Origin of the sequence: Providencia hangzhouensis (assembly GCF_029193595.2) — a bacterium.
Lineage (GTDB): Bacteria > Pseudomonadota > Gammaproteobacteria > Enterobacterales > Enterobacteriaceae > Providencia > Providencia hangzhouensis.
This window is the reverse complement of the sequence record NZ_CP135052.1, coordinates 1,468,034-1,483,567: the sequence shown is the minus strand read 5'-3', so window position 1 is coordinate 1,483,567 and position 15,534 is coordinate 1,468,034. Positions and strand designations below refer to the sequence as shown.

14 protein-coding genes are annotated in these 15,534 nt (G+C 41.9%); 4 read left to right on the top strand and 10 right to left on the bottom strand.

Annotated elements, in window-relative coordinates; genetic code table 11:
• Positions 1-8: 8 nt before the first annotated feature.
• Together dsbC and xerD are read right to left on the bottom strand one after the other, a co-directional pair.
• Positions 9-713, bottom strand: a complete 705-nt coding sequence (gene dsbC / locus PZ638_RS06435; RefSeq protein WP_096863312.1) for a bifunctional protein-disulfide isomerase/oxidoreductase DsbC — start codon at positions 711-713, stop codon at positions 9-11.
• Positions 714-734: 21 nt separating this feature from the next.
• A complete protein-coding gene (gene xerD, locus PZ638_RS06430) occupies positions 735-1,637 on the bottom strand; it encodes a site-specific tyrosine recombinase XerD (protein WP_004261814.1) in 903 nt (300 codons plus the stop codon).
• A 117-nt stretch (positions 1,638-1,754) separates the two neighbouring features.
• Here xerD and fldB point away from each other — a divergent pair, with 117 nt between their 5' ends.
• Positions 1,755-2,273 carry a flavodoxin FldB gene (fldB, locus tag PZ638_RS06425; RefSeq protein WP_004261816.1) on the top strand — a complete coding sequence of 173 codons (519 nt, stop codon included), beginning with the start codon at positions 1,755-1,757 and terminating at the stop codon, positions 2,271-2,273.
• A 99-nt stretch (positions 2,274-2,372) separates the two neighbouring features.
• On the opposite strand, the gene PZ638_RS06420 is transcribed toward fldB, so the two are convergent.
• Positions 2,373-2,783 (bottom strand): protein YgfX, encoded by a 411-nt coding sequence (locus PZ638_RS06420; RefSeq protein WP_036958456.1) that lies wholly within the window; start codon positions 2,781-2,783, stop codon positions 2,373-2,375.
• A complete protein-coding gene (gene sdhE, locus PZ638_RS06415; RefSeq protein WP_004261864.1) occupies positions 2,764-3,030 on the bottom strand; it encodes an FAD assembly factor SdhE in 267 nt (88 codons plus the stop codon). Before sdhE ends, PZ638_RS06420 begins: the two co-directional genes overlap by 20 nt.
• A gap of 247 nt (positions 3,031-3,277) precedes the next feature.
• Here sdhE and ygfZ point away from each other — a divergent pair, with 247 nt between their 5' ends.
• The 3 genes from ygfZ to PZ638_RS06400 all read left to right on the top strand — a co-directional run bounded on the left by ygfZ (position 3,278) and on the right by PZ638_RS06400 (position 6,034).
• A complete protein-coding gene (ygfZ, locus tag PZ638_RS06410) occupies positions 3,278-4,261 on the top strand; it encodes a tRNA-modifying protein YgfZ (protein ID WP_272674084.1) in 984 nt (327 codons plus the stop codon).
• Positions 4,262-4,272: 11 nt separating this feature from the next.
• Entirely contained in the window at positions 4,273-4,893 is a 621-nt protein-coding gene (locus PZ638_RS06405) for an HD domain-containing protein (protein ID WP_004261871.1), read from the top strand.
• 244 nt (positions 4,894-5,137) lie between these two features.
• Positions 5,138-6,034 carry a YncE family protein gene (locus PZ638_RS06400; RefSeq protein WP_272674082.1) on the top strand — a complete coding sequence of 299 codons (897 nt, stop codon included), beginning with the start codon at positions 5,138-5,140 and terminating at the stop codon, positions 6,032-6,034.
• 101 nt (positions 6,035-6,135) lie between these two features.
• Here PZ638_RS06400 and gcvP read toward each other — a convergent pair whose 3' ends face one another.
• From gcvP to pepP, 6 genes are all read right to left on the bottom strand, one after another.
• Positions 6,136-9,012, bottom strand: coding sequence for an aminomethyl-transferring glycine dehydrogenase (gene gcvP, locus PZ638_RS06395; protein WP_181488246.1), 2,877 nt, complete (start codon positions 9,010-9,012; stop codon positions 6,136-6,138).
• A 533-nt stretch (positions 9,013-9,545) separates the two neighbouring features.
• Complete coding sequence (gcvH, locus tag PZ638_RS06390; RefSeq protein ID WP_036958523.1) at positions 9,546-9,938, bottom strand: glycine cleavage system protein GcvH; 393 nt, start codon at positions 9,936-9,938, stop codon at positions 9,546-9,548.
• A 45-nt stretch (positions 9,939-9,983) separates the two neighbouring features.
• Positions 9,984-11,078, bottom strand: coding sequence for a glycine cleavage system aminomethyltransferase GcvT (gene gcvT / locus PZ638_RS06385; RefSeq protein ID WP_096863171.1), 1,095 nt, complete (start codon positions 11,076-11,078; stop codon positions 9,984-9,986).
• A gap of 523 nt (positions 11,079-11,601) precedes the next feature.
• Positions 11,602-12,831 (bottom strand): FAD-dependent 2-octaprenylphenol hydroxylase, encoded by a 1,230-nt coding sequence (gene ubiI / locus PZ638_RS06380; RefSeq protein ID WP_272674080.1) that lies wholly within the window; start codon positions 12,829-12,831, stop codon positions 11,602-11,604.
• 26 nt (positions 12,832-12,857) lie between these two features.
• On the bottom strand, positions 12,858-14,036 hold the full coding sequence (gene ubiH, locus PZ638_RS06375; RefSeq protein WP_112307209.1) for a 2-octaprenyl-6-methoxyphenyl hydroxylase: 1,179 nt from the start codon (positions 14,034-14,036) through the stop codon (positions 12,858-12,860).
• A 34-nt stretch (positions 14,037-14,070) separates the two neighbouring features.
• Positions 14,071-15,393 (bottom strand): Xaa-Pro aminopeptidase, encoded by a 1,323-nt coding sequence (gene pepP / locus PZ638_RS06370; protein WP_112307208.1) that lies wholly within the window; start codon positions 15,391-15,393, stop codon positions 14,071-14,073.
• Positions 15,394-15,534 lie beyond the last annotated feature (141 nt).

Here is a 15,534-nt window from a genome sequence, read left to right as displayed (position 1 = left end):
ATAATTAACTATTTTTCGTTGAGTAATTGAACAAGGGCATCCGGTTTCATGTAGCCAGGCAGTAATTGCCCATCCGGTAGGATGATTGCTGGTGTTCCCGTCACTTTGAATAAATTACCCACACTCATATGTTTACTTAGGTCAATTTTGCAATCTTCAATCATGGCAACTTCTTCACCTTTAAACGCTTGAGTTAATGCTTTTTGTTGTAGGCCATTGCACCAAATAGATGCCATTTTCTTTCCTACGTCGCTATCTGCACCTTGGCGTGGATAAGCCAGATAACGCACCGTAACACCTTGGCTGTTTAATTCACCAACAGATTCATGTAATTTTTTACAATAACCACAGCTAATATCGGTAAAAACTGTCACAACATGCTTTTCCTGAGGGGCTTTGAAGATAATCATTTCATCTTTGAGCGCTTCTACTTTTTTCATTAATGGCTGATTACTGATATTGACTGGATTTTTACCGCTCATATCATAAATTGGCCCTTGCAATAAATATTTGCCATCATCAGTGATATAAACAACCCCTGTTGTGGTTTCAACAACATTCAGCCCAACGATTGGCGAAGGTTTAATTACCTCAACAACCATGTTGTATTTTTCCAAAGTATCACGGATAACTTTTTCTTCTGTTGCCCCATAGACCGTGGAAGTCACAGTCGCAATACATGCAGCAGCCAATAATAACAATTTGCGTTTCATAGATAGTCCTTTAATCATGCATCACCCCCTTGGATGATGCTGCTCATGCAATACTCGTAACCGTTCAGTAGCAACATGAGTATAAATTTGGGTGGTTGAAAGATCACTATGACCTAACAACATTTGTACCACGCGTAAATCTGCCCCATGATTGAGTAAATGGGTTGCAAATGCGTGTCTAAGAACATGCGGTGAGAGTAGCTCGCTATCAATATGTGCAAGTACTGCATAATATTTTATTCGATGCCAAAACGTTTGCCGAGTCATTTTCGTGCCACGCTTACTCGGGAATAGAATATCGCTAGTTTTGCCATTTAATAAATCTGGGCGACCTTCATCAATATATTTCTCTAGCCAATATATTGCCTCTTCCCCCAAGGGAATCAATCTTTCTTTATCGCCTTTACCAACAACGCGAATAACCCCCTGCCGCAAGCTAATATCTGAAAAAGTTAAGCCGATTAATTCAGAAACACGCAAACCACAAGCATATAGCACTTCCAACATGGCCTTATCACGTAGTTCTAAAGCATCTTCGGTAGCAGGGGCATTTAATAAATCTTCAACTTGTTTTTCACTTAAATCTTTGGGTAAACGCTGCGGAATTTTGGGGGCAGCAATCACCGCAGAAGGGTCATCCAGACGGATTTTCTCCCGATACAAATATTGAAATAACCTACGCATCGCACTTAATAAACGTGCTGAACTGGTTGCTTTATATCCACAATCAATACGTTCCGCAAAAAAAGATTGTAAGTCAATTGATTGAACACTTTCTAAATGCAACTGATGCGCATCAAGCCATTTATCTAATAGTTGAAGGTCATTACGATAAGAAGCCAATGTATTTTCGGCTAGATCTTGTTCAAGCCAAATTGTATCAAGAAATTGTTCAATTAATGGATTAAGTTGTTTTGTTTCCACGACAGATAAGCTTCCTTTAGATAATACCACACGATTCTATTATGCCTGAATGTGGCTGCTTCTGTTACAATATCTCTCTTGTGATGAAAACCATAGCTGGACATAGTAATAATATATATGAAAATAGGTCTTTTTTACGGTTCTAGTACCTGTTATACCGAAATGGTTGCAGAAAAAATACGTGATATTCTCGGCGATGATTTAGTCACATTGCATAACGTTAACGATACACCGCCAGCAGAAATGGAACAGTATGATGTTCTTATTTTGGGAATACCTACGTGGGATTTTGGTGAAATACAGGAAGATTGGCTTGAAATTTGGGAAGCGCTTCCCAATCTTAACCTCGCAAATAAAATCATTGCGATGTATGGACTGGGTGACCAAATAGATTATGGCGAGTGGTTTCTTGATGCCCTTGGCATGCTCTATCATCAACTAAAACCAACTGGCGCTAAATTTGTCGGTTTCTGGCCAACTGAAGGCTATACCTTTGATAGCCCTAAACCACTCAATGAAACTGGTGATATGTTTGTTGGGCTGGCATTAGATGAAGTCCACCAGTTTGAACAGACCGATGAACGTATTGCGCAGTGGTGTGTGCAGATTTTTCAGGAAATTGAAGCGCTATTATGATGCAAGTTTATATGTACTTGCTCAGCGAACCCCCAAAGTGAGGGTTACCTACCCTACACCAGGCTACCAATTTTATTTATCACCTATGATTTTGGTAGCCTAAATATCAGGGTATTGCAGCAATAATTGGTTTAAATTACGCCAATTCTCTTCCGACAATGCGTCTTTTGCAACCCACAAATGGAGCTTTTGTGGTTTACCTTGTAACGCTTCTAGTGTCAGTAATATACCATAGCGGGTAAGCCAAGGTGCTTTCAGTATTCTCCATTCATTTTTCTTCCACTGAACCTTATTGCCATTAACCAGTACAGCAACCCCTTTTATTTTACTGATATTTTTCTGGCTCTTTGCCCAACTCGCAACGACAACCACTAATAGCGGCAACCATATCATTGAGTTACCAGGGGACCATGGAGCCAATAGTAAAAACATCCCAATGACCCCATGAACACAGGTTGAGAACAGTTGGGTTTTCCATGAAATGGAGAGATTAGATTTCCACAGGACCACGATTTTTATTTTTTTCCTGAATCAGTTTAATCATACGAAAAAGTTCGTCATCATCTGGACGACCGTGATTCATTAGCCAATTGAATAAATCAGGGTCCGCACATTCTAATAAACGGACAAATACCTGCTTATCGTGAGTTGTTAGGTCATCATATTCATACTCAAAAAACGGCATGATTGAAATATCTAATTCACGCATACCACGGCGGCATGCCCAATGAATTCGCGCTTTATTCTCAATATCCATTCTACTACGGCCTTTTTTGCAGTTAACTGATTAGATTGATTATTTTCCATACTCTAACAGATTATCCGCTAAGAAAACATGTTATAGACTACATTGTTGTAATTTTAGTAGTAAAATACCGTTTTTCTACAAACAGATGATAAAAAACTATTAGATAATACAGCTTCATCATAATAACTACTTGCAATGTTATCTAGCTATTTTACCATTAGGCACCTTTATCTATCAAAGAACAACAGGTGAAATCATGACTAACCAAATTGATAGTACACAGCAATTCCCTCTCGGATCTCAGTCTTTACCACTCGTTTTGATTTCACTGGAAAACTGGGAACTTATTCACCTCCACGGCGCCGATGCAGAAAAATACCTGCAAGGCCAAGTAACCGCAGATATCGCCACACTCAAGCAATCACATGCATTAACCGCACATTGTGATCCTAAAGGTAAGATGTGGAGCGACCTCCGCCTATTCCATCATTTAGATGGCTACTCATATTTATTAAGAACCAGCGTTGCCGACTCACAACTCGCCGAACTGAAAAAATATGCTGTTTTTTCGAAAGTCACCTTTGAAAAAAAAACAGAACTGAAATTAGTCGGAGTCGCGGGTAAAGGCGCTAGAGAAGCACTGGCAACATTATTTACTGCATTACCTGACGCTCAAAACCAAGTGGTTACAGACGACGCCTCCACAATATTACATTTTGCATTACCCACAGAGCGTTTTTTAGTGATCACGAACGAAGAAACGGCACAAAAAATGGCCCAAACCTTAGGTGCTATTCAGGTCAACGATGAACAATGGTTAGCCCTTGATATCGAAGCCGGTTTTGCGATTATCGATCAACAAAATAGTGCCCAACATTTACCTCAAGCAACCAACTTACAAGCCCTACCTGATGGTATTAGCTTTAAAAAAGGCTGTTATACCGGTCAAGAAATGGTTGCCCGTGCAAAATTCCGTGGTGCAAATAAACGTGCGATGTACACCTTAAAAGGTACAGGTACCACTATTCCTGTCGTTGGTGAAGGTGTGGAATGGCAGCTTGGTGATAAATGGCGCCGTACAGGAACTGTTTTAGCTGCTATTCGCTTAGGTAGCGGCGAAATCTATGTGCAAGTCATTATGAATAACGATATGAAAGCGGATAGCGTTTTCCGTGTTATGGGGGATGAGCAAAGTCATCTAACTATCGCACCATTACCTTATTCATTAGAAGAGAATTAATTGGAGTTTTTATGTCATCTGCATTAGGTAACAAGCCCGTAGAGGTGGTTAATTTTGGGGCTTTTACCGAAGTCGTCCAATTTTTGATGGAATTAGATAAACTCAAAAGTGTTTATCGTAAAAATAAGTTATTGAACCGTGAACGCCAAGAAAACACAGCAGAACACAGTTGGCAATTTGCCGTTGCAGCAATGAGTTTTGCACCTTATGTTCAAGGCATTAATATCGAACATGCGATAAAACTTGCCCTCGTTCATGACATTGTTGAAATTGATGCAGGTGATGTATTGGTATTTGATAATGCCGCTCGTGATGCTATTCATGAAGAAGAAGTTAAAGCGGCTAAGCGTATTTTTAACTTACTGCCTAGCCCGCAAAATGAAACGCTATTAGCTCTGTGGAATGAATATGATGCATTAGAAACCCCGGAATCTGTGTATGCGAATGCCATTGACCGAGCGATGCCGATGCTGATGAACCTGCATAATCAAGGCCAAAGTTGGGTCGAAAACCACATTCGTCTGGAACAAGTCCTCAGTAAATGTGATTATATTCAGCAGATCCTACCTGAATTTTATCAACAACTTAAATTACAATTGGAACTCGCTCAGCAAAAAGGCTGGTTACTGTAATTTATGTCAGAAGCGGCTACAAAGCCGCTTTATTTAACGTGTTACACTCATCTAATCTAATGTGTATTACCCACAGCAAGATATACTTTTCACTAATTTATTATTTTGATTTAAATAATAAACTACTTTATATTTTTTAATAATTATTAATCTCGACTTATATAGAAATATCAATATTAATAACTTGCCAATTATTAATATCGCTCCTATCTTTATCATTGAACATTTGCCAGAGAGGTTTAAAATGGAAAAATTCAATGAATATTCAAATCCTTATCTTTTACTTCTAGATGTCCATTCACCCGCTATAATTCAATTCAATAAATCAACACATCAAACAATTCCAATTATCGAAGGACTCGGTGGAACCCCTGATGGTATTGCCGTTGACCCTGCTAACCGATTAATTTATTGGAGTAATATGGGTGAAGATTATGAGGCTGACGATGGTTCCATTAATGTGATGAATTTTGATGGTACTGGCAGAAAAATACTAGTAGGTAACGGAAAGATAAGAACGCCAAAACAATTGCATCTTGATTTAGTAAATCAACGATTATATTGGTGTGACCGTGAAGGTGGTATGGTTTCATCATGTAATATTGATGGTTCTGATTTATTCGTCCATGTAGCAAGACCCCGAGATAAACACAATAAAGTAGATATATTAGACCAATGTGTTGGCATTACTGTTGATGTCACAAATAATTGGATTTACTGGACTCAGAAAGGGACCCCTAAAGGTAATTTAGGTCGTATTTTTAGGGTGCCATTAACGCCTAAAATCCAACAATCGGCCAATCAACGAAACGATATTCAATTACTCCTTCAAGACCTCCCCGAACCTATTGATTTATTGCTTGATGAAGAAAACCATATTTTATATTGGACAGATAGAGGCGCTGAGCCCGATGGTAATAGCTTAAATTGTGCCAATATTTCTGCTGATGGATTAAGCCATTACAAGGTGATAAGCCGTGGTTTTAAAGAGGCTATTGGACTCACATATGATAAGCCTGCACAACTGATGTATGTGGCTGACCTTAATGGAGGGGTTTACCGAGTCATTATAGAAACAGGTGCTGTGGAAAAGCTACACCAAGGTAAAAATTATACGGGTATCTCACAATATTTAGGTTAAATAAATCCTAAATAAATAAAGGCTTGAATTCAGTAACTCACCGAAATCAAGCCTAAAGAGTATTTAATTCACATTATATAATAGAAGTGTGCGATATATTCCTACATATAATCTTCAATCGGCACACATGAGCAGTGTAAATGACGATCCCCATACACATCATCAAGCCGTTTTACTGCTGGCCAGTATTTATTCGCTTTCGTTTGTGCTGTTGGGAATGCTGCGAGTTCACGGCTATAACTATGAGGCCACTCCCCGGCTAGCTCCGTTTGCACATGAGGCGAATTCACGAGAGGGTTATCTTCTAGTGTCCACTGCCCTTTCACAACTTGGTCAATTTCATCGCGTATCGCTAACATGGCGTCAATAAACCGATCAATTTCAGTTATGCTTTCAGACTCTGTCGGTTCAATCATTAATGTCCCTGCTACAGGGAAAGACATGGTTGGCGCATGGAAACCATAATCAATTAAGCGCTTAGCAATATCGAGCTCACTGATACCCGTATCTCTTTTAATTGGGCGTAAATCGACAATACATTCATGGGCAACATAGCCTTCTTGCCCTGTATATAAAATGTCATAACGGCCAGAAAGACGCTTGGCAATATAATTCGCATTTAAAATAGCAACTTGGCTAGCTTTACGTAGACCATAAGAGCCCATCATCCGAATATACATCCAGCTAATTGGCAAAATTGATGCACTGCCAAATGGGGCTGCAGATACCGCACCTTGGTCAGTTAACATTTCTTGCTCAACCACAGAATGCCCCGGTACGAACGGTGCCAAGTGTTTTTTCACACCGATAGGCCCCATACCTGGTCCGCCACCGCCGTGAGGGATACAGAATGTTTTATGCAAATTCAGGTGAGAAACATCCGCACCAATAAAGCCCGGTGTTGTTAAACCAACTTGAGCATTCATATTTGCACCATCAAGATATACTTGACCACCATATTGGTGAATAATTTCACACACTTCACGAATACTTTCTTCATATACCCCGTGGGTTGATGGGTAAGTTACCATCACACAAGAAAGAGCTTCGCTATGTTGCTGAGCTTTTTCACGTAAATCCGTTAAATCGATATTACCTTCATCATCACAACGCACTACCACCACTTCCATACCTGCCATATGCGCAGAGGCAGGATTGGTACCGTGAGCAGAAGCCGGGATCAAACAAATATTTCGCTCCCCTTCATTGCGACTCTCATGATAGCGACGAATAGCCAATAAACCGGCATATTCACCTTGAGCCCCTGAGTTAGGTTGCATACAAACTGCATCATAACCAGTCAATTGCACTAACCAATGGGAAAGTTGCTCTATCATTTGGTGATAACCTTGAGCCTGCTCAGGTGGGCAGAATGGGTGTAGCTCGCCAAATTCAGGCCAAGTAATTGGGATCATTTCCGCAGCCGCATTAAGCTTCATCGTACAAGAACCCAGAGGGATCATAGCTTGGTTTAAGGCTAAATCTTTGCGCTCTAAACTATGCATATAGCGCATCATTTCGGTTTCACTATGGTAACGATGAAAATTTGGATGAGCTAAAATTTCATCATCACGTAACATAGAGCTTGGGATCGCTTGCTCTGTCGCTGAAACAGATTGGTCTAGTTTTTCAAAATCTAACTTAGCTTCAACACCTGTGATCACCGCAAACAATTCATTTAAATCTTGGCGAGTCGTGATTTCACTAAAAGTCACGCCAACTGCACCACGAATATCAGTACGTAAATTCACTTTGGCTTTTTCAGCACGCGCTAGCACCGCTGTTTTGTCAGCGACTTCAATACAGAGCGTATCAAACCAAGTTTTATGGCGTGATGTAAAACCTGCGTCTGCTAATGCCTTGGCAAAAATAGTGCTGAAGCGATGAATACGCTCTGCAATTATTTTCAGCCCTTTTGGCCCATGATAAACCGCATACATGGCTGCGATATTGGCTAACAGCACTTGGGATGTACAAATATTCGAGTTCGCTTTTTCACGGCGAATATGTTGTTCACGGGTTTGCATCGCCATACGCAGTGCGGTATTACCTGCTGCATCCCGTGACACACCGATAATACGTCCCGGCATTGCTCGTTTAAATTCGTCACGACAAGCAAAGAAGGCCGCATGTGGCCCACCATACCCCATCGGGACGCCAAAACGCTGTGCTGAACCGAAGACAATATCCGCCCCTTGCTTACCCGGTGCAGTGAGCAATACTAGCGCCATCATATCTGCTGCAACGCAACTGACAATTTTACGCTCTTTTAATTGGGCAAATAGCGAACTGTAGTCATGGACATTACCTGTCGTGCCAACCTGTTGAAGTAACACACCAAAAACACCTTCGTGTTCCAGTGCTTTCTCTGCGCTATCCACGATCACTTCAAAACCAAAAGTCCCCGCACGTGTGCGAACAACATCCAGAGTTTGCGGATGAACATCATCCGCCACAAAGAAACGTTCTGCATCTTTCAGTTTGCTGATCCGTTTTGCCATCGCCATAGCTTCTGCCGCAGCGGTGGCTTCGTCCAATAACGATGCAGAAGCAAGGTCTAACCCCGTAAGGTCGATAGTTAACTGTTGAAAATTCAGTAATGATTCTAAACGGCCTTGTGACACCTCCGGTTGATATGGCGTATAAGCGGTATACCAACCTGGGTTTTCTAATAAATTACGCAAGATAACTGGCGGAAGCACAGCAGGGGCATAGCCCATACCAATATAACTTTTGTAGCGTTTATTGAGTGACGCTATTGCTTTTAATTCCGCTAAAGCTTCTTGTTCAGTTGCTCCCCCCCCCACTCTTGGCGGTTCTGCAAGCAAAATGGCTTTGGGGACAATTTTGTCCATCAGGGCATCTAATGACGTTGCACCCACGGTGTCTAACATGGTTTTTAATTGTTGTTCTGATGAACCAATGTGGCGCGAAATGAATTCTGAACGATTTTCTAATTGACTCAGTGACATCGACATATCTGTGTTCCCATCCTTTGTCTGCTATGCATAAGTTGTAGGGCGGTTATTACGGAACTTGCGAGATAACGCTTAAAATCAATGATATTGCGGTTGTTTCTTGTTTCTAACTAATTAGATTTTATCAATCCTATAAATAGCTCATCTTATGGCTATCACTAAAAAGTGTTTATTCTAAATAGTTTGCGTTGTGGCTAGGCGGCAAACGTAGACAATCTTGGGGAACATACACAAATATATGACCCGAGTTGTCGAATGCTGCCCCCACAAAATAAGCATATTGATAAATCCTATAAATAGTTCATCTTGTGGCTAGGCAGCAAGCAAATGAGACCCTAGGAGCATACATAAGTATGTGACTAGGGCGAGTGAGCGAAGCCAACACCGCCACAACAACCAAAAGTGTTTATTCTAAATAGTTTGCGTTGTGGCTAGGCGGCAAACGTAGACAATCTTGGGGAACATACACAAGTATGTGACCCGAGTTGTCGAGTGCAGCCAACACCGCCACAACACAAAATATGACGAATAAACTATTCTTCGGCTTCGATCATAGAGGTATACCCCGCCGCATCAATCAAATCCGCCAGCTCTGCGGTATCGGATGCTTTAATGCGGAAAATCCAACCTTCTTGATACGGCTGTTCATTTACGAGTTCTGGCGCGTCATTCAACTCACTATTAACCGCCACAATTTCGCCACTCAGTGGTGCGTAAATATCAGATGCTGCTTTAACTGATTCGACGACTGCAACGTCATCACCTGCACTTACCGCCGTCCCCACTTCGGGTAAATCAACAAACACCATGTCACCCAACGTTTCTTGCGCATGTTCGGTGATACCAACTGTAAATTCACCATTACCTTCATCGCGCAGCCACTCATGTTCACGGGTGTACATTAATTCTTTAGGTGTATTGCTCATCATTAGCCTCTCAATTTTTAAATTTATTAATCAGATTCGCCCAAATTACACTAAGCAGTTACCTTCACGGACAAAGCCCGGTTTAACAACTTCAACTGGCATTTCTCTTTGTCTGATTTCAACAATTGCTTTGTCTTGAATTCCGTTCGGGACACGCGCTAACGCAATACTGAAGCCAAGGGTTGGCGAGAAAGAGCCACTGGTTATTACCCCTTCTTGTAGTTTCCCCAGTTCATCAGTAAAGCGGACAACTTGCCCTGCACGCAGTATACCTTTTTCACGCATCACAATACCGACAAGTTTTTCAGTACCTTGTTCGCGTAATTTTTCCAATGCTTCACGGCCAATAAATTGGCGATCTTCTGGTTTCCAAGAGATCGTCCATCCCATATTCGCGGCTAATGGTGAAATCGTTTCATCCATATCTTGCCCATATAGGTTCATACCGGCTTCAAGGCGCAAAGTATCCCGCGCCCCTAAGCCCGCTGGGTGTACCCCTGCCTTAAGCAGTTTATGCCAAAATTCAACGACCTGCTCTTTAGGCATAGCAATTTCATAACCTTTTTCGCCGGTATAGCCCGTGGTTGCGATGAACAAATCTCCAGTTTGAATACCATAAAATGGTTTCATTCCTTCAATGGCGCTATTTTGTTCCGAACTCAGTAATGAATGAACCTTTTCTGGTGCTTGCGGCCCTTGGACAGCTAATAACGCTAAGTCATCGCGAACACGAATTTCAACTGCATAACCTTTAGCATGTTGTTCAATCCAAGCGAGGTCTTTATCGCGTGTTGCTGAGTTGACGACGAGACGATAAAAGTCATCAGCGAGGTAATACACAATCAGGTCATCAATAACACCACCTGAAGCATTCAGCATGCCTGTATATAAGGCTTTACCTTGCTCTGTAAGTTTATTGATATCGTTGGCGAGAAGATAACGAAGAAAATCACGACAGCCTTCGCCGTGTAAATCGACAATAGTCATATGGGAAACATCAAACATCCCTGCTTCGGTTCTGACAAAATTATGTTCATTGATCTGCGAACCATAATGCAACGGCATCATCCAACCATGAAAATCGACCATTTTTGCACCGCAGGCTATATGTTCATCATATAGCGTTGTTTGCTTTACCATGAATACCCTCTTTACATTATTAATTAATATGACAGGGTGATTGCGTAGTGAAAATTATCCATCTGCAACAAAGTCGCGAGATAATTTTAACCCGACGCAAACGATAACTTTTAAAAAACCTACCACTGTTTGCAGTTCTATTCTATAAAAAAAAATAGGGCGACCATCCATCTGTATTACTGATTGCGCTCTGATTTTGCCAGTGCTTTTTGTTAAATAATTGAGAATGATCACTCAAAACCCTTACATTTAGCGTCTAGGAGCTCAAAATATCATCAATTAAAGAATTTAAATGATAGCTTCGCCAATAAAACTCATCACACCAATATAAATAAAACTAATGCGAAAAATGAATGTAATTAGTTTTTTTCAGTCATGATAAAAAGAGAAAAGTCTGCTATTCATACTAAAACAAGATCGGCAGGGTTATTTCGTATACAGAAACCAGTGATGACACTTTGTATATTGAAATTAAAAAAGAAAAAGACACAATTTATAAGATTGTGCCTTCGCAGAAAGGGATTTAGAGAGTGTCTTCGACTTGTAACTGTTCCAGCCACTTCGGCATATCAAACAGCCCCATCGCATGGTTCAATAATTGCGGTTTAACACCCGGTAAGCTGTCCGCTAAAACCAGCCCGATATCACGAAGTAATTTCTTCGCAGGGTTATTGCCATCAAACAATTCACGGAAGCCTTGCATACCAGCTAACATCAACGCTGCACTGTGCTTACGGCTGCGCTCGTAATCACGCAAGTATAAATATTGACCAAAGTCTTTACCTTCGCGGTGCAAACGTTTAATTTCACCAATCAACATAGCCACATCCATAAACCCAAGGTTAACCCCTTGGCCTGCTAATGGATGAATAGTATGTGCCGCATCCCCCAACAGAGCTAAGCGTTGAGCTGCAAATTGCCTTGCATAACGCCCTGTGAGAGGAATGGTTAATCGCTCACTTTCCACTTGGCAAAGACCCAGACGAACATCAAATGCAACCGCCAGTTCTTTATTAAAATCAGCAGGTTCTAAAGACTGGCGTCTTGCTGCCTCAGTGGCAGGCTGAGACCAGACAATCGAGCAAAGATGTGGGTCACTTAATGGTAAAAACGCCAAAATACCTTCACCATCAAAAGCTTGTCGAGCAACGCCTTCGTGAGGTTTTTCGGTTCGGATCGTAGCAACTAACGCGGTATGTTCATAATCCCAAAAGGTTAATGGGATATCAGCATGGCTACGCAACCACGAGTTTGCCCCATCAGCCCCCACAATCAACCGTGCCGTTAACATGTTTTCATCATCTAACGTAATGAAAACATCATTTTCTCCCCACACCACTTTTTTAATTGTTGCGGGGGCTAATAATGTCACATCGCGAAGCTGAGACCCCTTTTGCCATAGTGCATCACGTACAACATTATTCTCAACAATATGCCCTAAATGCGTCAGGTTACGTTCTTGAGCGGTAAAAGAAATACGCCCAAAGCTATCGTTATCCCAAACTTCCATGCCATTATATGCAGAAGCTCGCATTCCTTTAATAGTTGACCATACACCTAAGTGGGTCAGTAACTTTTCACTTGCCGCATTAATAGCAGATACCCTTAATGCATGCGGCTCTGCTACACTAAATGGTACCTTGGGTGGATGAGTCTCAATTACCGCAACACGGAGCCCACTCCCTTCAAGCCCACAAGCGAGTGCCAACCCAACCATACCACCACCGGCGATAACCACATCAAATGATTGCATATTTTTTATTCCTCTTTATTTCGTGGTTATTGGTGTGCAACCCAACCCAATGTTTGGCGAGCCAAAACATCACGAGCTGGCGGTAACATTTCCATTGCCATTAAACCTAAGTTACGCCCGACAATAAGCGGTAAACAGCGATTCGCAAATAAACGAACCAAACCGTCGGTTATCGTAACCGTTTTGTCTCTATCTAACGCTCTGGCTTGCTGGTATTGGCTAAGTAATGAATAACGGCCAATGTCTTGCCCTTTCGCGTTTGCATCTACCACAATGTGAGCCAGTTGCATCACATCACGGATACCTAAATTAAAGCCTTGCCCCGCAATAGGATGCAGGGTCTGAGCAGCGTTCCCCACTAACACGACTCGATGACTAACAGGGTTAAGCGCCTTACGTAATACCAATGGATAACAATGACGCTTACCGGCCATGACGATTTCGCCTAGCCGCCAGCCGAATGCTTGCTGTAATTTATCCTTGAATGTCTCATCATCCCAAGACCTGATTGTGTCAGCTTGTTCTTGCTGATGGCACCAAACCAATGAACTACGGCCTTGTGACATTGGCAACAAGGCTAATGGGCCAAATTCCGTAAAGCGTTCAAAGGCTTGGCCTTGTGGGTCTATGGCGGTTTTCACATTCGCGATAATAGCCACTTGCCCATAATCGTCCTGTTGCCATTGCATATGGCAGGCTTTACCAATCGCGGAATGGCTGCCATCCGCAGCAATCAGTAATTCCCCTGTCACCTTATCTCCATTATCCAAGGTGACCGTCACAATCTCTTGTTCACGATAAACATTTTCTACTTTTGCAGGGCAATAAAGGGTTACACCGGGGGCTTTACGTAACAATGAAAATAGGCGGGCACCAGCTTCGTGCAGTTCAATAACATTGCCTAGAGCATCGATATGATAATCATCGGCTGCGATATTCACAAAACCAGCATGGCCTCTATCAGACACATGAACATGATTAATGGGGGTCACACAATCCGCTAAAGCAGGCCAAACGCCTATTTTTGCTAACGACTGGCAAGTACCGTGAGCTAGCGCAATCGCACGTGCGTCGAATCCCGGATGTTTGCCATCAGGCAAAGCTGCCTCGATTAATGAAACCGATAATTTTCCTTGGCTAAGGGATGATATCGCCAGTGCTAATGTTGCACCCGCCATACCGCCCCCCACGATGATCACATTCATGCGTTGTTTATTACCTTTCTATGATGACTGACAGCTACCCTAAATTGTGCGTTACTGCCGCCATTAGGGCTTCAATTTCATCAGGGTCTTTCACGACTAAATCTGTTAAGTTTTCATTTCCGTTTTCGGTGATAACAATATCATCTTCGATACGTACACCAATACCGCGATATTGTGGTGGCACATCGGCATCTGGAGCAATATATAAACCAGGCTCAACAGTTAATACCATCCCCACTTCAAGTGTACGGTCGCGGTCTGTGCCATAAAAACCTACATCATGTACATCTAACCCTAACCAATGACTTAGACCATGCATAAAGAATGGCTGATATGCTTTGTTTTCGATCAATTGATCCACATCGCCTTGTAAAATTCCAAGTGCGACAAGACCTTCTGTTTTGATACGAACAATTTCACGAGTCACCTCATGAATACTGGTTCCCGGGCGGTATAGCTCTAACGCGGTATTTAACGCTTTAAGGACGATATCGTAAATTTCACGTTGCGCTTGGCTAAATTTACCATTTACTGGGAAAGTACGCGTGATATCCCCTGCATAGCCTTCAAATTCTGCCCCCGCATCAATCAAGACTAATTCGCCATCCTTCATTAGGCTCTCATTTTCGGTGTAATGCAAAATACAGGCATTTTCACCACTACCCACAATGGAGTTGTACGAAGGGAAACGTGCACCATGGCGAGTAAATTCGTGTTCTAACTCACCACAAAGTTGGTATTCATACATATTAGGTCGGCAAGTTTCCATGGCTCTAACGTGTGCGAGAGCAGAAATTCGCCCAGCCATACGCAGAGTATTAATTTCTTCTTCTGACTTAAATAAGCGCATTTCATGGACAATCGGCCGCCAATCTACCAATGTTTGTGGCGCTCGTAAGTGACGGCGGCTGCCTTTACGTAAAATATCTAAGGCATCAAATACTAATTTATCGGCATAGGCAAACTCCCCCTGTGCATGATAAACCACATCGAGGCCGTTCAGTAATTGATAAAGTTGTTCTTCTATTTCATTGAAAGGTAACGCTTTGTCGATACCTAACTTTTCAGGTGCGGCGTCTTGGCCAAGGCGGCGACCAAACCAAATTTCAGCAGTTAAATCACGAACACGGTTAAAAAGAACAGAATGGCTATGTTTTTCATCGCTCTTAATCAACACTAATACGGCTTCAGGTTCGCTAAACCCCGTCAAATAAAGGAAATCACTGTGTTGACGGTACGGGTATTCGCAATCCGCATTACGCTGCGCAGGAGGCGCTGAGAAAATAATTGCTGCACTGCCTGGTTGCATTTGAGCCAATAATGCATTGCGACGAGAAATAAATTCCTGTTTATTCATACCGTTTTTGCCTTATTATCAGAATAATTAGATTGCTGAATATATTGCTTGTGTTTAACCAATCACATAGCAACATACACTGGCGAAATGACTTAAAACTGGATACACCCCGTTTTCAAGCACTTAATTTTATCAATAATA

Bases quoted from the DNA above. Each gene is read 5' to 3' on its own strand.
- fldB (WP_004261816.1), top strand. From the start codon at position 1,755: ATGAAAATAGGTCTTTTTTACGGTTCTAGTACCTGTTATACCGAAATG.
- ygfZ (WP_272674084.1), top strand. From the start codon at position 3,278: ATGACTAACCAAATTGATAGTACACAGCAATTCCCTCTCGGATCTCAG.
- sdhE (WP_004261864.1), bottom strand. From the start codon at position 3,030: ATGGATATTGAGAATAAAGCGCGAATTCATTGGGCATGCCGCCGTGGT.
- gcvH (WP_036958523.1), bottom strand. From the start codon at position 9,938: ATGAGCAATACACCTAAAGAATTAATGTACACCCGTGAACATGAGTGG.
- dsbC (WP_096863312.1), bottom strand. From the start codon at position 713: ATGAAACGCAAATTGTTATTATTGGCTGCTGCATGTATTGCGACTGTG.
- ubiH (WP_112307209.1), bottom strand. From the start codon at position 14,036: ATGAATGTGATCATCGTGGGGGGCGGTATGGCGGGTGCAACATTAGCA.
- gcvT (WP_096863171.1), bottom strand. From the start codon at position 11,078: ATGGTAAAGCAAACAACGCTATATGATGAACATATAGCCTGCGGTGCA.
- pepP (WP_112307208.1), bottom strand. From the start codon at position 15,393: ATGAATAAACAGGAATTTATTTCTCGTCGCAATGCATTATTGGCTCAA.
- PZ638_RS06400 (WP_272674082.1), top strand. From the start codon at position 5,138: ATGGAAAAATTCAATGAATATTCAAATCCTTATCTTTTACTTCTAGAT.
- gcvP (WP_181488246.1), bottom strand. From the start codon at position 9,012: ATGTCGATGTCACTGAGTCAATTAGAAAATCGTTCAGAATTCATTTCG.
- PZ638_RS06405 (WP_004261871.1), top strand. From the start codon at position 4,273: ATGTCATCTGCATTAGGTAACAAGCCCGTAGAGGTGGTTAATTTTGGG.
- ubiI (WP_272674080.1), bottom strand. From the start codon at position 12,831: ATGCAATCATTTGATGTGGTTATCGCCGGTGGTGGTATGGTTGGGTTG.